Below are 14,717 nucleotides of genomic sequence, written 5' to 3'. Positions count from 1 at the left end.
CCGTAGAGCCGCACCAGGCCGTCCGCGGCTGTCTCTCCCGCCGGTGCCGCCGGGAGAGACAGCCGCGGACGGCCTGGTGCGGCTCTACGGCCTGCACACGGTGCGGGCAGCACTCGACAATCCGCGCCGGCGGATCAGGAAGATGCTGGTGACGCGCAACGCGGCCGAGCGGCTGGCGATCGCCGACCTCGCCGCCCTGCCCTTCAAGGCCGAGCTGGTCGAACCGAAGGACATCGACAAGATCACCGGCTCCGATGCCGTCCATCAGGGCGTGCTGATCGAAGCCGAGCCGCTGAAGCCCAAGCGCCTCGATGCGCTCGGCGATACGACGCTGGTGCTGGTGCTCGACCAGGTCACCGACCCGCACAATGTCGGTGCGATCTTGCGCTCGGCAGTCGCCTTCGGCGCCGGCGCGCTGATCACCACGGCGCGCCACAGCCCGCATGAATCCGGCGTGCTGGCGAAATCGGCCTCCGGCGCGCTGGAGCATATCGACCAGATCGAGGTGAAGAACCTCGCCGACGCGCTCGGCCAGTTGCACGAGGCCGGCTTCCAGACCATCGGCCTTGATTCGGATGGGCCGGCGGAACTCGAAAAGAGTTTTTCGGGAGAAAAGATCGCATTGGTGCTGGGCGCCGAAGGCAAGGGCCTGCGCCAGAAGACGCGCGAGACGGTGACGACGCTCGCCCGGCTCGACATGCCCGGCGCCATCCGCTCGCTCAACGTGTCGAACGCCGCGGCAGTGAGCCTTTATGCGGCGAGGAAATTTCTAGGGCAGTAAGGGAGTAGGGCAATAAGGCAGTATGTTTCGCTCAGAGTGGATCCACCCTACTGCCCTACTGCCCTACTGCCCTACTGCCCTACTGCCCTACTGCCCTACTGCCCTACTGCCCTACTGCCCTACTGCCCTACTGCCCTACTGCCCTACTGTCCTAACCCATGCCCCGCCATCCTCTCCAGCGCCCTGACCAGCGCCGAGTGATCCTCCTTGGCGCCGCCATTGGCCGCGCAGGAGTTGAACAATTGCTGTGTGGTAGAGGTGTTGGGTAGCGCGACGCCGAGCGCCTTCGCGCCTTCAAGAGCGAGATTAAGATCCTTCTGGTGCAGTTCGATGCGGAAGCCCGGCGCGAAGCTGCGCTTGATCATCCGCTCACCATGCACTTCGAGGATGCGCGAGGCGGCTAGTCCGCCCATTAGCGCCTGCCGGACCTTGGCCGGGTCGGCACCGGCTTTTGAAGCGAAAACAAGGGCTTCGGCGACCGCTTCAATGGTCAGCGCAACGACGATCTGGTTGGCGACCTTGGTGATCTGGCCAACGCCGTTCGGCCCGACCAGCGTGATGTTCTTGCCCATTTTCTCGAACACCGGCCTGGCGCGCTCGAAGGCCCTTTCCTCGCCGCCGACCATGATGGTCAGCGATGCGGCCTTGGCGCCGACCTCGCCGCCGGACACCGGCGCGTCGAGATAGTCGCAGCCAAGCGCATTGATTTTTCTGGCGAATTCCTTCGTTTCGATCGGCGAGATCGAGCTCATATCGATGACCAGCTTGCCGCCGGACAGACCCGAGGCGACGCCGTTGTTGCCGAACAGCACATCGGCCACCTCAGGCGTGTCGGGAACCATGGTGATGATGATGTCCGCCGTTTTCGCCACGACGTCATGGCCGGTGACGGTCTTCAAACCCTTGGCGACGAGATCGGCCGGCGGTTTCGAGCGGTGGTCGCTGGCGACGACGGTGTAGCCAGCGGCGAGCAGATGCCCCGCCATCGGCGTGCCCATGATGCCGAGGCCGATGAAACCGATGGTTTCCATTCATTTTCTCCGTCGTGTTCCTTGTTAAGGCCGCGTTCCTTCGCGCCCCCCTCTGGCCTGCCGGCCATCTCCCCCACAAGGAGGGAGATTGGATTGTCACCGCCGCCTTCGCCAATCTCCAAGGTTGCAGGAGTGAGCGAGCCGAAGCTGCCAATCTCCCCACCCGTGGGGGAGATGGCCGGCAGGCCAGAGGGGGGCGCGAAGGAATGCGACCTCAATCACTACCTCCCCGGTCGCTAAGCCGCCGCACTACCCTGCCCGGCCAAGTTCCGGAACCATCCGAGTCCGGCTTCCGTGCCGGCCTTCGGCTTGTACTCCGCGCCAATCCAGCCGGAATAACCAATGCGGTCGATGTGGTTGTACAGAAAGGGAAAATTGATCTCGCCCGTCCCCGGCTCATGACGGCCGGGATTGTCCGCAAGCTGGATATGCGCGATGCGGCCGAGGTTTGCCTCGATGGTGCGGGCGAGATCCCCCTCCATGATCTGCATGTGATAGATGTCGTATTGCAGGAACAGGTTCTTCGAGCCGACGCGGTCGATGAGCGCCAAGGCCTGAACCGAATAATTCAGGAAGAAGCCTGGAATATCGAGCGTGTTGATCGGCTCGATCAGAAGCCTGATGCCGGCCTGCTCCAGCTTCTCCGCTGCGAAAGCCAGGTTCTCGGCAAAGACATCTTCCAGCACGCTCCGTTCGACGCCTTGCGGCGCGATACCAGCGAGGCAGTTGACCTGTTCGCAGCCCAGCGCATGGGCATAGGTGATCGCCTTGGCGACGCCTTGCCGGAACTCGGGAACGCGATCCGGCAACACGGCGATGCCGCGCTCGCCCTTGGGCCAATCGCCGGCCGGCAGGTTGAACAGCACCTGGGTCAGGCCGTTCTTCCTGAGCCTCGCGGCAACCACTTCCGGCGCATGGTCATAAGGACCGATATATTCGACGCCTTTGAAGCCGGCGCGGGCGGCGGCATCGAAGCGGTCGAGGAAATCGTGCTCGCCAAAGAGCATCGAGAGATTGGCTGAAAAACGCGGCATTCTTTTTTCTCCGGTTCCAGACCATGATCCCGAAAAGTGAAAATCGGTTTTCGGAAAGATCATGGTCAAACAAGAAGATAGAGCCCCATCCCAGCGGGATGGATCAGGCTCTAATCGAGCATCACGATCGCGGTCGGCGCATCTTCGTGATGTTCGGCAAGCTCCTCGAATTCGGTGATCTTGTCGATTTCGGTGCCCATCGAAATGTTGGTGACGCGCTCGAGGATGAATTCGAGCACGACGGGAACCTGGTGCTCCTTCATCAGGCGCTGTGCCTGATCGAAGGCGCCGGCGAATTCCTCCGGCCTGCGCACCCGGACCGCCTTGCAGCCCATGGCCTCGGCGACGGCGACATGGTCGACGCCGTAGCCAGCCTCGGGATCGTCTTTCCGGTTGACGTTCTCGAAGGCGAGACTGACCTCGAAATCCATCGAAAAGCCGCGCTGCGCCTGGCGGATCAGGCCGAGATAGGCATTGTTCACGACGACGTGGATATAGGGCAATTTATGCTGCGCGCCGGCCGCCAATTCCTCGATCATGAACTGGAAATCATAGTCGCCGGACAGCGCCACGATGTTGCGCTGCGGATCGGCGGCGCGGACGCCAAGCGCTGCCGGCAGCGTCCAGCCAAGCGGGCCGGCCTGGCCGCAATTGATCCAGTTGCGCGGCTTGTAGACATGCAGGAACTGCGCGCCGGCGATCTGCGAAAGTCCGATCGTGGTGACATAGGTGGTATCGCGGCCGAATGCCTTGTTCATCTCCTCATAGACGCGCTGCGGCTTCAGCGGCACCTGGTCGAAATGCGTCTTGCGCTTCATCGTCTTCTTGCGACCCTGGCATTCCCTGGCCCAGCCCGACCAGTCACGCAGTTTCCCCGCCGTCTTCCACTCGGTGGCGACGTCGAGCAGCATTTTGAGCGCCGCGCCCGCATCCGACACGACACCGAGATCCGGCGCGAAGACGCGGCCTATCTGAGTGGGCTCGATGTCGACATGGATGAATTTTTTGCCTCTGGTGTAGACGTCGACAGAGCCGGTGTGGCGGTTGGCCCAGCGGTTGCCGATGCCGAAGACGAAGTCGGCCTCGAGCATCGTCGCGTTGCCGTAGCGATGCGACGTCTGCAGCCCGCACATGCCGGCCATCAGCCGGTGGTCGTCGGGGATCGCGCCCCAGCCCATCAGCGTCGGGATAACAGGCACGCCGGTAACTTCGGCGAATTCGATCAGCAGGTCCGAGGCATCGGCATTGATGATGCCGCCGCCGGCGACGATCAGCGGTCTTTCGGCCGCGTTTAGCATCGCCAACGCCTTCTCCGCCTGGCTGCGCGACATCGCCGGCTTGAACGGCACCAGCGGCTCATAGGCATCGATGTCGAACTCGATCTCGGCCAGTTGCACATCGACCGGGAGATCAACGAGAACCGGCCCCGGCCGCGACGAGCGCATCAGGTGGAACGCCTTCTGCAGCGCCATCGGCACGAGATAAGGTTCCATGACGGTGACCGCCCATTTGGCGACGGGCGCAGCGATGGCGGCGATGTCGACGGCCTGAAAATCCTCCTTGTTGAGACGCGCCCGCGGCGCCTGGCCGGTGATGCACAGGATGGGAATCGAATCGGCCGCCGCAGAATAGAGCCCGGTGATCATGTCGGTGCCGGCCGGGCCGGAGGTGCCGATGCACAGCCCGATATTGCCTGATCCGGCGCGGGTATAGCCTTCGGCCATGTGCGATGCCGCCTCGACATGGCGCGCCAGGATATGGCGGATCGTGCCCCTCGCCTTCAGCGCCGAATAGAACGGGTTTATGGCAGCGCCCGGCACGCCGAAGGCGCAGGAAATGCCTTCCTTTTCCAAAACGAAAACCGCTGCGTCGACCGCGCGCATCCTGGCCATTTCAGCCTCCACGGAATTTGTTGATGGCCGAGAATGCCAGTGCGCCGACTATTTTTCAATTTTTTCAGAATATTTTTTCATTTCTAAGAAACGACCATTATTCGCTGATTTAATTAGCTTTTCCGTTTTTCATAATATTGTCATTGCCGAGCAGTGAAAAAGTTTTTCATTGCGCATTTCGCGAAATTGGCAAGAATGCCGTCATGGAAACGACCGAAAAACGCCAGCGCGGACGGCCGCGCGCCTTCCACGGTCCATCTGAGGCGGCTTCGGTGCAGTCGCTCGATCGGGCATTGCGCATCCTGGCCATCGTCGCCGACGGCAGCGGCCTGTCGCTGAGCGAGATCGCCGCGCAGAGCGGCCTCGCAGCGTCCACCGCCTACCGCATGCTGACGACGCTGGAAAACCACGGCATGGTCGAGTTCGACAGCACCGACCAGCTTTGGTCGATCGGCGTCGAGACTTATCGCATGGGCGCGGCATTCCTGCGCCGCCGCAAGCTGGTCGACCGTGCCCGCACTGTCATGCAGGAACTGATGGAGAAGACCGGCGAGACCGCCAATCTCGGCGTCGCCGAGGATGATTGCGTCGTCTTCGTCAGCCAGGTCGAGACGCATCAGGCGATCCGCGCCTTCTTCCGGCCGGGCACGCGCAGCTCCTTCCATGCGTCGGGCATCGGCAAGGCAGTGCTGGCGCATCTCGAGCCGGAGCGCGTCGGCGCCATCCTGCGCCGGGCCGGGCTGGAGCGCTTCACCGAAAAGACGCTGTCCGACATCTCGGCGCTGGCGCGCGATCTGGTGACGATCAAGCTGCGCGGCTGGTCGGTCGACGACGAGGAGCGGCATCCCGGCATGCGCTGCGTGGCCGCCGCGATCTTCAACGAGTTCGGCGAGCCGATCGGCGGCGTTTCGGTCTCGGGGCCGACGGTGCGAGTGACGCCGGAGCGGCTGGCCGAGATCGGCCCGCTGGTGCACGACGCGGCGGCGGAAATAACCAGGATGATTGGTGGTCTGCCGCCCCCTTCTTCACCAAGCCGCACCGCCGAACCGGGTTCACTCTTCGAGATTGGCGCAGCGCGCTCACCTTGACAGCCGCCCGGCTACGGCCAAGTTTGCGTCCACCTTCCGCCAGCCGACGCCCGAAAGACGCATGAGCCTGCAATCCGTCAAAGCCTTCTTCGCCGAATATGCCCCCGACATCGAGGTGATCGAAACGCCGACAAGCTCGGCGACCGTCGCGCTCGCGGCCGAGGCGCACGGCGTCGAGCCGGGGCAGATCGCCAAGACCATCTGCCTGCGCGTCGGTGACCGGGTCATGCTGGTCGTCGCCCGCGGCGACGCGCGCATCGACAATCGCAAATCGCGCGATGCATTCGGCGGCAAGCCGCGCATGCTCGATGCCGAGCAGGTGGCCGAAATCACTGGCCATCCGATTGGCGGCGTCTGCCCCTTCGGCCTCGCCTCGCCGTTGCCGGTCTATTGCGACGTATCGCTGCGCGCCTACGATCAGGTCGTGCCAGCGGCCGGCGCAACCAATGCAGCGGTGAAAATAGGCGTCGAGCGCATGGCAGCGCTGACCGACGCCGAATGGTGCGACATCTGTCAGGATGAGCTAGGCCCCGGGCACCGCGCTCTTGGTCGATAGGTCGTAGAAATCAAGCAGCATCGCCAGCCCAACTCCGCAGGCGGTGAAGATGAGGCCGGCGATGAAGATGCGGGTGGCGCGTTCATAGACGCGTCGCTGTAGAGACGTTGTGTCGAGCAGCAACCGCAGCGCTCGTATCTGCAAGGCGATGCCTATCAAAATCGGCACGACGGCAGCCAGGTGATAGATTTCCCAAGGGAGCGGGTTGGCGGCCCAGTGCGTGATGAAGCCCAGCGAGAAAGCCAGTAGAATACCGACGGTGGTGATCGTGCCGTTGCGGAAATCCGTTTCAATCCGCTCTTCCTTGGGTTCGTGCTCGTCCAAGCGTCCCCTCTCCCTCTGGTGCCTTCACCGCCAGACTAAGCTGTCGAAAAATCCCTGTACATCCCTCGCTGGAACCGGTTGCGGTGCCGGGTTCAATTTTGCAACTCAGTCAGCTGAAAAAGGGGCAGTGGGTGCCCCTTTTCCCTTGCCTGAAACGGTTCACCTCCCCTCAAAGCCGGCAGCGGTGACGGTAGCCGTCGTAGCCGACATAGGTGTCGGAGTACGGATCGTAGCTCTGATAACGGTTGAGGCAGCGCCGGACGTGCCACGAGCCGCCGTGTTCCTCGATATAGACGGTGCGCGGCTGGGCGAGCGCGGTCCCGAGCAGGAAGCCGCCGACGCCGGCGGCAATACCGATGCCAAGGTGCTTGTTGTAATGCTTGTGATGGGCGGCCGAAGGCTGAACGGTGCCGGCCAGCATGGCGCCAGCGACAGTGGTGGCGATGAGGCCGGAAACGATGGTGCGCTTGAACATGATGATCTCCTTGCTGCGTTGTGTGAGAGGCGATCCATCCGCCTCTTGACCATCAGTCGTTGCAGCAAGGAAAAAGGTTCGATGATTTTTTTGGATTTTTTCGAACTAGGCAAATCGACCGGTCTGACAAGGTTCGCTGTCAGCACGCAATCATGACCGGCAGGCGGCGCGGTCGACATCCCGGCGGGGAGGCCTCAGCCCATGCCGGTGATATGACGCAGCCAGAAGGCGAGCGCGATGAAGCCGATGATGGTGGTGACGCCGGTCCAATCGACATTGGCGCTCTTCAGATTCTTGACGAGCTTCACCAAGAGAATCCAGGCCACGACGACGACCAGGGCAATGACAACAAATCTGATCATGCGGCACCCTCGCCTATCCGATTGCACCTTCGATCAATATAGGAAGCGAATTGGCCGTTTTCAGGAGGCCCGCGCCGGCCGCTCCGGCGGGTTCGCCGGCAACCGAAAACAGAGTTTTGTCTTTACTGGCGCAACAAATATGCTAACCGGAGCGCCGTGCCCTTGTAGCTCAGCTGGTAGAGCAGCGGTTTTGTAAACCGAAGGTCGGCGGTTCGATTCCGTCCGGGGGCACCAGAAACTCGAATAAACAAAATAAAATCAACGGCCTTGGTTTGGGATCATCCCAGATCGTTTGTCCGGGGGAACCTACGGGGGAACCAACCCCGCATCGTATTCGGTTCATGGTCGGAACGCTACCAGTGCCAGTTCGGACAAACCACAATTGAGCCGAAGCAGGCTGTTGTCGCGATGGTGCTGGATGGCAAAAAGGATTTCGTCTTACCCGACGCTGTCAAAATAGAGGCGGAAGGAAGCCAATATAACTTCCGGCGATTGCCTTCCGAACAATTCTCGGAAGCCACGATCGAAATCTCGGGTTGCCATAACGGTCACCTTCAGCTTTGAACGCAACTCGTCGGATAACTAAGCTGGATTGAACGTATCGCGCTCATCGAAAGCCACGAACAGGCCCAGGGCAGCAGCTACTTCGAGGATAGCTTCGGTTAAATCGTCGTTGGATGCGACCAAACCAGGTGCATCCTGCCGAACTTGGTTCAATGCTGCTTTGACCGAAACGGTGTCCCCATGGCCGGCCCTGTTGAGGACTGCGGCAATCGCCTGATCTAGAACTGGACCGACCCTATGGACGATTCTCATCCACCTTCCCCCCCGGGAACGTAAGAAGGTAATGATAGCGTGTCTGGGGCTGCGATGCAACCGACGCGGGAAATCGCACCGAATTGGGTCTGGCGCGGGCAGATGGCGGGCCTTGGCCGGTCGCGGCGGAACTCATTGCTCTGGAAGAAACTTGCGAGCCCGTTTCCCGAACCGATCAAAATCGCCGGCACCTGAAAGCGGCCAAACGAGGTTAACAGTAGGTCCAACGCTCGGGTACAAAGCGGTGCACGGGCTTAACTGCTTCAGAGGAAGAGGCCCTTTCTATCCGATTGATTTCTGGTCAAATTCTGGTGGAACGCTCAAGTTGGATTTGGGCCTTATCGCGGTCCGGGGCACCAGCAAGCGCCTCTTGTGAGAACGTCTTAAGGCGGTCGATATCTGCTCATCCCCGATTTCCACAGGTTGGGACCGTAGCATATCAGTTCCAACGCTTATATTCCCTAGTGGAAACCATAGGAGTCTCTGTTGGAGCAGAAACGCACGATCGCCCCCTTTATTGGTGGCATGTATGGCAGCCTTGTTGCCCTCGCGTTGGCGTTCGGTTTCCGCTTCCTGATAATTCCCGATCCTGATCCAACCTCGCAAACAACGATAATCCTTTCAGGACTGGCCTTTTCGATTTGTTTCAGCCTGACTTTCCTTCGCGAGCATCGACGCCAGATCGCTGCCGCCAGAAAATTTCTAAGCCGTCCAAGATCGTATCAGGACTGATCCCCGCGGTCTGCAACGCAAAGCCCGGGCCATCAGGCCATCAGGCCATCAGAAAAATTCAGTAAAATCGAACCAACTGATGCAACAGGGCGATGGGTACCGCTCGCATCCTGCTACCGGGCATTTAAAGCCATTCGATTAAAATGCCCCTGTGTATATTAGCAATCGCTCAATTTAGCGCGCCGACAATGACCGGGCGGCGGGTAAAATCAAATGGGTGATGTCATGCGAAGCGACTTCGCCGCTGCGCGCGAGCTCTTGGAGTGCGCCCAAAACCGGCTCTGCGGCATGGACGAAACGAGCCAACGCGTCAGCGAGGCGCTGGATTCCCTGATCGAGGAAATAGCCATCGCGGAATTCCGCAAGGCGCCACTGACCGTCGTGCCGTTTCCGCGCGCACGGCCCAAGCATGCTCGGTAAAATTGCCGATCGGCTCTATGGCACACTTACGACTTGACCAGACGCGCCCGTCTTGGTGAACGTGTTCTTCACCCTGACTGACTTGTAGACGTAGGCGACCCAAATTCCGGTCAGGGCTAAAGACACTATAGGCGCTATCAGCGCATTTCCGGCAAGCACCTGGCTCACCGGAATGCCAAGAACCGCTGAAATCCAAGCCGTGTCCAGAATAAATACGATTGGCATTACAAACCACTGGTACAGGAATAGCTGCTTGAAGCGGTAACTCCGCCGCAGCATCGTAACGAGCACAACCACCTGGAACACCACAAACGCCAGCAAGAGGGCAACCTCGCCATAGACCGCCAAAGTGCCATTCGGGAGCGCCATGAGCTGTCGGTAGCCTTCACTCGATGAACCCAAAGACACGAGTGTGCGTAGCGGCGAGAAAGCCTGAAGGATCCCAAGCAGCATTAGCCAACCTCCAAACCCCACGAGGCTCGCTGGATTCTGCGAAGGTTTGGTCGCAGACTGCACAGCGACAAAGACAGGCACCCCAATCAGCAAAAACAGTATTGCCCAGTGCCAGAACGAAAAACCCATTTCCCCTCCATGCAATGCAGCCTTGAGTTGTATCAACTCCTAACATGTATTCAAGGTAGTGCCTAGGTTCTTCTCAACCCTTGCGGTCAAACCGCGATCGCCGCCACCAGAATGCGGTTCTGCCTTCGTATCGCCGCCCGCAGTTCGGCAATCCTGGCCTTGTCGCGTTTCACGAACTCGATGAACATCATGTTCATGTTGTTGAAGACCAGCTCGCCCAAGGCCTGCCCGTCGATATCGCGGCGCACCAGGCCGATCGCCTGCAGCCGGGCGATCAGAGCGCGGATCTGTTCGGTCAGTGCCCGGTCGAGCGCGGTGTAGGCCTGGCCGAACGGGCTGTCGGGCAGTTGCGTCGAGATCGCCATCGCCTGCCGCCACATCTCCTTGCTGAGATAGTGCAGCGAATGCTCGATATAGATGCCGAGCAGCGTGTCGAGCGCGTCGCCGACATTGGCCGGCGGGTTGGCGACGACGCCCTGCCCGGCGTTGAGCACCTCGTTGACCTCCATCGAGACGATGGCGCCGAGGATATCGCCCTTATTCTCATAGTAATTGTAGATCGTGCCGACCGACACCTCGGCCTGCGCCGCGATGGTCTCGATCTTGGCGCCTTCATAGCCGGCGTCGCGGAAAAGCGCCGCCGCCGCCTCGATGATACGGCGGTGCCGATCCGCCTTTTGCCTTGCCCTCAATCCACTCATATCGGCTATTTGCCATAAAAACATAATTGACTCAATTTTAGAATTGGTTCAATTTTTTACCAGAAGCCAAAAAGGCAAGGGAGAACACTCGATGTCTATCAATCCAAAGACCCCGAATCCGACGACCAAGAATCCGGTTTCCGTTCTGAAGAGCCATCTCCACGCCGCGTGTGCTTCGACAGCACTGCTGCTGGCGACGGGCAGCCTCGCTCAGGCTGCGGATCTCAACGCCTTGATCTGGTGCGATCACGCCGACCCGGCACTGCTGCAGCCCTTCGAGGAGGCCAATGGCGTCAAGGTCAATGTCAAGGAATTCGAGGGCACCGGCGCCGGCATGGCAATTGTCGAACAGTCGCAGCCCGGCGACTGGGATGTGATGGTGATCGACAGCATCGACATACCGCGCGGCGTGGAAAAAGGCCTGTTCGAGCCGCTGCCGGAAGACAAATTGCCGCTCGCCGACCTCTTTCCCCAGGTGAAGATGGATAGCTCCACTGTCGTCGACGGCAAGCGCTACGGCATCACCGAAAAATTCGGCTACAACACGATCGGCTACAACAAGACCAAGGTCGATCCGGCCGACATGCAGTCGATGGCTGCGCTGACCGGCGACAAGTATAAAGGCAAGATCGCCATCTATGACTATTACCTGCCGGTCATCGGCATGGCAGCGCTGGCGATCGGCAAGAAGACCGCCGAGCTGACCGAAGCCGACCTTCCTGCCATCAAGGAAGAGCTGCTCAAGATGAAGGCCAATGCCAAGCTGGTCGGCGAGGTGACCGCCAGCCAGACGGCGCTGGCGACTGGCGAGGTCGACATACTGGTCGGCGGTGGCGAATGGGTGACTGCCGGGCTGGCCAAGGAGAACCCTGCCCTCGACTTTTCTATTCCTAAGGAAGGTGCTGTGCTGTGGTCGCAGTCGCTAGCGATGTTCAAGGATTCCAAAAACAAGGACATGGCGCTGAAATTCATCCAGTACATTATGAGCCCTGAAGGCCAGGCGCGGCTTGCCACCTCTGCCTGCTATTGGGGCATGCCGGCGAATGCCAAGGCGGCGCTGAGCGACGAGCAGAAGAAGATTCTGCGCTTCGACGAGCAGCCGAATTTCCTCGCCCGCGCCCAGTCCTATCCGGCGCCGAACGCCGATCTCGACAAGAAGATGCAGGACGTCTGGACCGAAATGCTGCAGGCGCAGTGACCGGTCGCCGGTCGTGAGCGCTGCCACAAACAGCGGGCGTGCCTTGCCCCGGGCGGGCCGTGCCCTGCCCTGGGCGCTGGTCACGCCGGCGCTCGGCTGGACGCTGCTGTTCTTCGTCCTGCCTTTCCTGGCTATGGGGTTTTCCAGCCTGACTGCGCATGACGGCGGTGGCTTTACGCTCGCCAACTACAGCCAGTTCTTTGCCAATCCGGCCTATTGGCAGGCGATGGTGAACTCGCTGCAGGTCACCGCTATCGTCACAGTGGTTTCGGTGCTGCTGGCCTACCCCTTCGCCTGGATCCTGGCCGAACAGGTGCCGGAGCGCTGGCAGCGGCTGGCGCTGATGCTGGCTGTGCTGCCGTTCTGGACCTCCTATGTCGTGCGCTCCTACTCCTGGCTTCTGGTGCTGGCGCAGAACGGCGTGATCAACCGCGCGTTGACCGGCTCCGGCCTGTTCAGCGAGCCGGTGCAGCTCGCCAACACACGGCTGGCCACAATCATCGGCTTCGTGCATTTCTTCGTCATGCTTTTGACGCTGACGATCTTCGCCAATCTGAAGCAACTCAGCCCGAGCTACCGCAAGGCCGCCGCCGATCTCGGCGCCGGGCCGGTGCGGACGTTCCTGCACGTTATCCTGCCGCTGACGCTCCCCGGCATCATGGTCGGCGCCTTCCTCACTTTCGTGCTGTGCATCGGCGACTACATCACGCCGCAGATCCTCGGCGGCAACAACGAGCTTTTGATGCCGCAGCTGGTGATGATGCAGATCGGCCGGCGCGGCGACTTTCCGCTCGCCTCGGCGCTGTCGATCATCCTCATGGCGGTCGTCACTGTCGCCTATCTCGCCTGCGCCCGCTGGCTGAAGATCGAGCGCGCCTGAGATGCGCGCTCTTGTCCGCTTTGCCTCCTGGATCTACGCCATAGCCATCTATGGCTTCATCTTCCTGCCGGTCGTCGTGCTGGTGCTGTTTTCGCTGCAGGCGACGTCGTTTCCGATCCCGCCCTTCACCGGGCCGTCGCTGCGCTGGTACGACGCCGTGCTCGCCGACACGCGGCTGACCTCGGCACTGGTCAATTCGCTTCTAGTGGCCGCCCTCTCTTCAGCTATCGCCGTTACGCTGGGCTTCCTCTCCGCCTGGGGCTTTGCACGTTTCGCCTTGCCGGGCTCGGCCCTGCTGCGCGGGCTGATCACGCTGCCGCTGACTGTGAGCTATCTCATCATCGGCATGGGGCTGCTGGTGCTGTTCAACTGGGCCGGCGTGCCAAAATCGCTGCTTGCAGCCGGCATCGGCCATGTCGTGATCAACCTGCCGCTGTGCTTTGCCATCATCTACAGCCAGATGGGCGACCATCAGATCAACATCGAGCGCGCCGCGCGCGACCTCGGCGCGCCCGAATGGAAGGTGCTGCTGCTGATCACCGTGCCGGTGATGGCGCCGGCGATCTTCGCCGGGTTTTTCCTGTCGATGACCTTCTCCTGGGATGAGTTCGTGATCTCCTTCCTGCTGACGCGCTTCGACACCACGCTGCCCGTCGAGATCTGGAACCTCCTCCGCTCAGGCCTCAATCCCAAGACCAACGCCGTCGGCTCGCTGGTCTTCGCCGTCTCAATCGTGCTGGTGGTATTGTTCGAACTGATGCTGTTGCGGAGGAAGCCGGCATGACCGCGCCATTGGTCGATATAAGCTCTGTTTCGCATCGCTTCGGCCAGCACACCGTGCTGAAGAACGTGTCGCTGCAAATCGAGCCGGGCAGCTACACCATCCTGCTCGGGCCGTCGGGCTCGGGCAAGACGACGCTGCTCTCCATTCTCGGCGGTTTCGTCACGCCGAGCGAAGGCAAGGTGCTGATCCGCGGCGAGGACTGCACCACCGTGCCGCCGGCGAAGCGTCCGACGACCACGGTGTTTCAGGACTATGCGCTGTTTCCGCATATGAGCGTCGGCGGCAATGTCGGCTTCGGCCTGCGCATGCAAGGCGTCGATGCCGCGACACGTGCCGCGCGGGCGCGCGAGGCGTTGGCGCTGGTCGGGCTGGCCGCCGCCTTCGACAAGAAGCCGCACCAATTGTCGGGCGGCCAGCGGCAGCGCGTCGCATTGGCGCGAGCGCTGGTGATCGAGCCGGCGGTGCTGCTGCTCGATGAGCCGCTCGGCGCGCTCGATCTCAAGCTGCGCCGGCAGATGCAGGACGAGCTGAAAGCAATCCAGAAACGCGTCGGCACCGCCTTCATCCATGTCACCCATGACCAGGAGGAAGCGATGGCGCTGGCCGACCACTGCGTGGTGATGAATGACGGGCGCATCGAAGACGAAGGGCCGCCCGAGCGCGTCTATGCGCGGCCGGCGACGCGGTTTTCCGCGACCTTCATGGGCGAAAGCACGCTGATATCGGGAACGGTGACGAAGGCGAAGGACGGAACAACCACTGTCGCGACGCAGACTGGATCGTTCTCGCTGCCCGGCACAGCGTTAGCCGGGACGGCCGTCGCCCTTGCCATCCGTCCGGAGCATCTCGTTCTCGGCGCGGCCAGCGGCGCTATAAGGCTCGGCACAGCCAAGGTGAGCGACGTTGTGTTTCAAGGCAGCTTCAAGCGCGTGCTTGCCGTCTCCGAGAAAGACCCGGCGCTGCACTTCATCGCCAGGGTTCCCGCCGCTGCGGCCGTCCGGCCGGGCGACATCGTTGCGGTTTCGTGCGACGCTGGCGACATCATCCCTCTGGCGGGTTGA

Annotated in this window: 18 protein-coding genes and 1 tRNA gene; 10 read left to right on the top strand and 9 right to left on the bottom strand. The window is 61.3% G+C overall.

Annotated features, from left to right (window positions below):
* The coding region (locus EOC94_RS30130) for an RNA methyltransferase (protein ID WP_148128442.1) at positions 1-781 on the top strand (781 nt) is incomplete at its 5' end.
* 143 nt (positions 782-924) lie between these two features.
* Here the strand turns inward: EOC94_RS30130 and EOC94_RS30125 are convergent.
* The 3 genes from EOC94_RS30125 to gcl all read right to left on the bottom strand — a co-directional run bounded on the left by EOC94_RS30125 (position 925) and on the right by gcl (position 4,738).
* A complete protein-coding gene (locus EOC94_RS30125; protein WP_127295149.1) occupies positions 925-1,812 on the bottom strand; it encodes a 2-hydroxy-3-oxopropionate reductase in 888 nt (295 codons plus the stop codon).
* A gap of 236 nt (positions 1,813-2,048) precedes the next feature.
* Positions 2,049-2,846 carry a hydroxypyruvate isomerase gene (gene hyi, locus EOC94_RS30115; protein WP_127295145.1) on the bottom strand — a complete coding sequence of 266 codons (798 nt, stop codon included), beginning with the start codon at positions 2,844-2,846 and terminating at the stop codon, positions 2,049-2,051.
* A 110-nt stretch (positions 2,847-2,956) separates the two neighbouring features.
* Positions 2,957-4,738, bottom strand: coding sequence for a glyoxylate carboligase (gene gcl, locus EOC94_RS30110; RefSeq protein WP_127295143.1), 1,782 nt, complete (start codon positions 4,736-4,738; stop codon positions 2,957-2,959).
* A 203-nt stretch (positions 4,739-4,941) separates the two neighbouring features.
* On the opposite strand from gcl, the gene bhcR reads away from it, so the two are divergent.
* Both bhcR and EOC94_RS30100 read left to right on the top strand, forming a co-directional pair.
* The gene (gene bhcR / locus EOC94_RS30105; RefSeq protein WP_127295141.1) at positions 4,942-5,826 is read left to right on the top strand and encodes an HTH-type transcriptional regulator BhcR; all 885 of its coding nucleotides are present in this window, start codon (positions 4,942-4,944) and stop codon (positions 5,824-5,826) included.
* 61 nt (positions 5,827-5,887) lie between these two features.
* The gene (locus EOC94_RS30100) at positions 5,888-6,382 is read left to right on the top strand and encodes a YbaK/EbsC family protein (RefSeq protein ID WP_127295139.1); all 495 of its coding nucleotides are present in this window, start codon (positions 5,888-5,890) and stop codon (positions 6,380-6,382) included.
* Here the strand turns inward: EOC94_RS30100 and EOC94_RS30095 are convergent.
* The 3 genes from EOC94_RS30095 to EOC94_RS34235 all read right to left on the bottom strand — a co-directional run bounded on the left by EOC94_RS30095 (position 6,350) and on the right by EOC94_RS34235 (position 7,543).
* The gene (locus EOC94_RS30095) at positions 6,350-6,706 is read right to left on the bottom strand and encodes a hypothetical protein (protein WP_127295137.1); all 357 of its coding nucleotides are present in this window, start codon (positions 6,704-6,706) and stop codon (positions 6,350-6,352) included. The genes EOC94_RS30100 and EOC94_RS30095 overlap by 33 nt on opposite strands.
* A gap of 169 nt (positions 6,707-6,875) precedes the next feature.
* Positions 6,876-7,181, bottom strand: coding sequence for a BA14K family protein (locus EOC94_RS30090; RefSeq protein WP_127295135.1), 306 nt, complete (start codon positions 7,179-7,181; stop codon positions 6,876-6,878).
* Positions 7,182-7,375: 194 nt separating this feature from the next.
* Complete coding sequence (locus EOC94_RS34235; RefSeq protein WP_095489459.1) at positions 7,376-7,543, bottom strand: hypothetical protein; 168 nt, start codon at positions 7,541-7,543, stop codon at positions 7,376-7,378.
* A 158-nt stretch (positions 7,544-7,701) separates the two neighbouring features.
* Between EOC94_RS34235 and EOC94_RS30085 the strand changes: the two genes are divergently transcribed.
* Positions 7,702-7,777 (top strand) — tRNA-Thr (locus tag EOC94_RS30085).
* A gap of 348 nt (positions 7,778-8,125) precedes the next feature.
* Here the strand turns inward: EOC94_RS30085 and EOC94_RS30080 are convergent.
* A complete protein-coding gene (locus tag EOC94_RS30080) occupies positions 8,126-8,359 on the bottom strand; it encodes a hypothetical protein (RefSeq protein ID WP_126106720.1) in 234 nt (77 codons plus the stop codon).
* 486 nt (positions 8,360-8,845) lie between these two features.
* Here EOC94_RS30080 and EOC94_RS30075 point away from each other — a divergent pair, with 486 nt between their 5' ends.
* Positions 8,846-9,091, top strand: a complete 246-nt coding sequence (locus EOC94_RS30075; RefSeq protein ID WP_126106725.1) for a hypothetical protein — start codon at positions 8,846-8,848, stop codon at positions 9,089-9,091.
* Between the two features lie 225 nt (positions 9,092-9,316).
* Positions 9,317-9,511 (top strand): hypothetical protein, encoded by a 195-nt coding sequence (locus tag EOC94_RS30070; RefSeq protein WP_126107507.1) that lies wholly within the window; start codon positions 9,317-9,319, stop codon positions 9,509-9,511.
* A gap of 15 nt (positions 9,512-9,526) precedes the next feature.
* Here the strand turns inward: EOC94_RS30070 and EOC94_RS30065 are convergent, their stop codons facing one another.
* Both EOC94_RS30065 and EOC94_RS30060 read right to left on the bottom strand, forming a co-directional pair.
* Positions 9,527-10,093 (bottom strand): DUF2569 family protein, encoded by a 567-nt coding sequence (locus EOC94_RS30065; RefSeq protein ID WP_127295133.1) that lies wholly within the window; start codon positions 10,091-10,093, stop codon positions 9,527-9,529.
* Between the two features lie 86 nt (positions 10,094-10,179).
* Positions 10,180-10,794, bottom strand: coding sequence for a TetR/AcrR family transcriptional regulator (locus EOC94_RS30060; protein ID WP_127204397.1), 615 nt, complete (start codon positions 10,792-10,794; stop codon positions 10,180-10,182).
* A gap of 91 nt (positions 10,795-10,885) precedes the next feature.
* On the opposite strand from EOC94_RS30060, the gene EOC94_RS30055 reads away from it, so the two are divergent.
* The 4 genes from EOC94_RS30055 to EOC94_RS30040 are packed head-to-tail and all read left to right on the top strand — an operon-like array spanning position 10,886 to position 14,717.
* The gene (locus EOC94_RS30055) at positions 10,886-11,992 is read left to right on the top strand and encodes a spermidine/putrescine ABC transporter substrate-binding protein (RefSeq protein WP_127295131.1); all 1,107 of its coding nucleotides are present in this window, start codon (positions 10,886-10,888) and stop codon (positions 11,990-11,992) included.
* 13 nt (positions 11,993-12,005) lie between these two features.
* Positions 12,006-12,872 (top strand): ABC transporter permease, encoded by an 867-nt coding sequence (locus EOC94_RS30050; RefSeq protein WP_127295129.1) that lies wholly within the window; start codon positions 12,006-12,008, stop codon positions 12,870-12,872.
* Between the two features lies 1 nt (position 12,873).
* Positions 12,874-13,656 carry an ABC transporter permease gene (locus tag EOC94_RS30045; protein ID WP_127295127.1) on the top strand — a complete coding sequence of 261 codons (783 nt, stop codon included), beginning with the start codon at positions 12,874-12,876 and terminating at the stop codon, positions 13,654-13,656.
* Positions 13,653-14,717 (top strand): ABC transporter ATP-binding protein, encoded by a 1,065-nt coding sequence (locus tag EOC94_RS30040; RefSeq protein WP_127204401.1) that lies wholly within the window; start codon positions 13,653-13,655, stop codon positions 14,715-14,717. Before EOC94_RS30045 ends, EOC94_RS30040 begins: the two co-directional genes overlap by 4 nt.

This window comes from Mesorhizobium sp. M6A.T.Ce.TU.016.01.1.1 (assembly GCF_003997065.1).
GTDB lineage: Bacteria > Pseudomonadota > Alphaproteobacteria > Rhizobiales > Rhizobiaceae > Mesorhizobium > Mesorhizobium mediterraneum.
The sequence above is the reverse complement of the archived record's forward strand: the minus strand, read 5'-3'. Positions and strand labels throughout refer to the sequence as shown.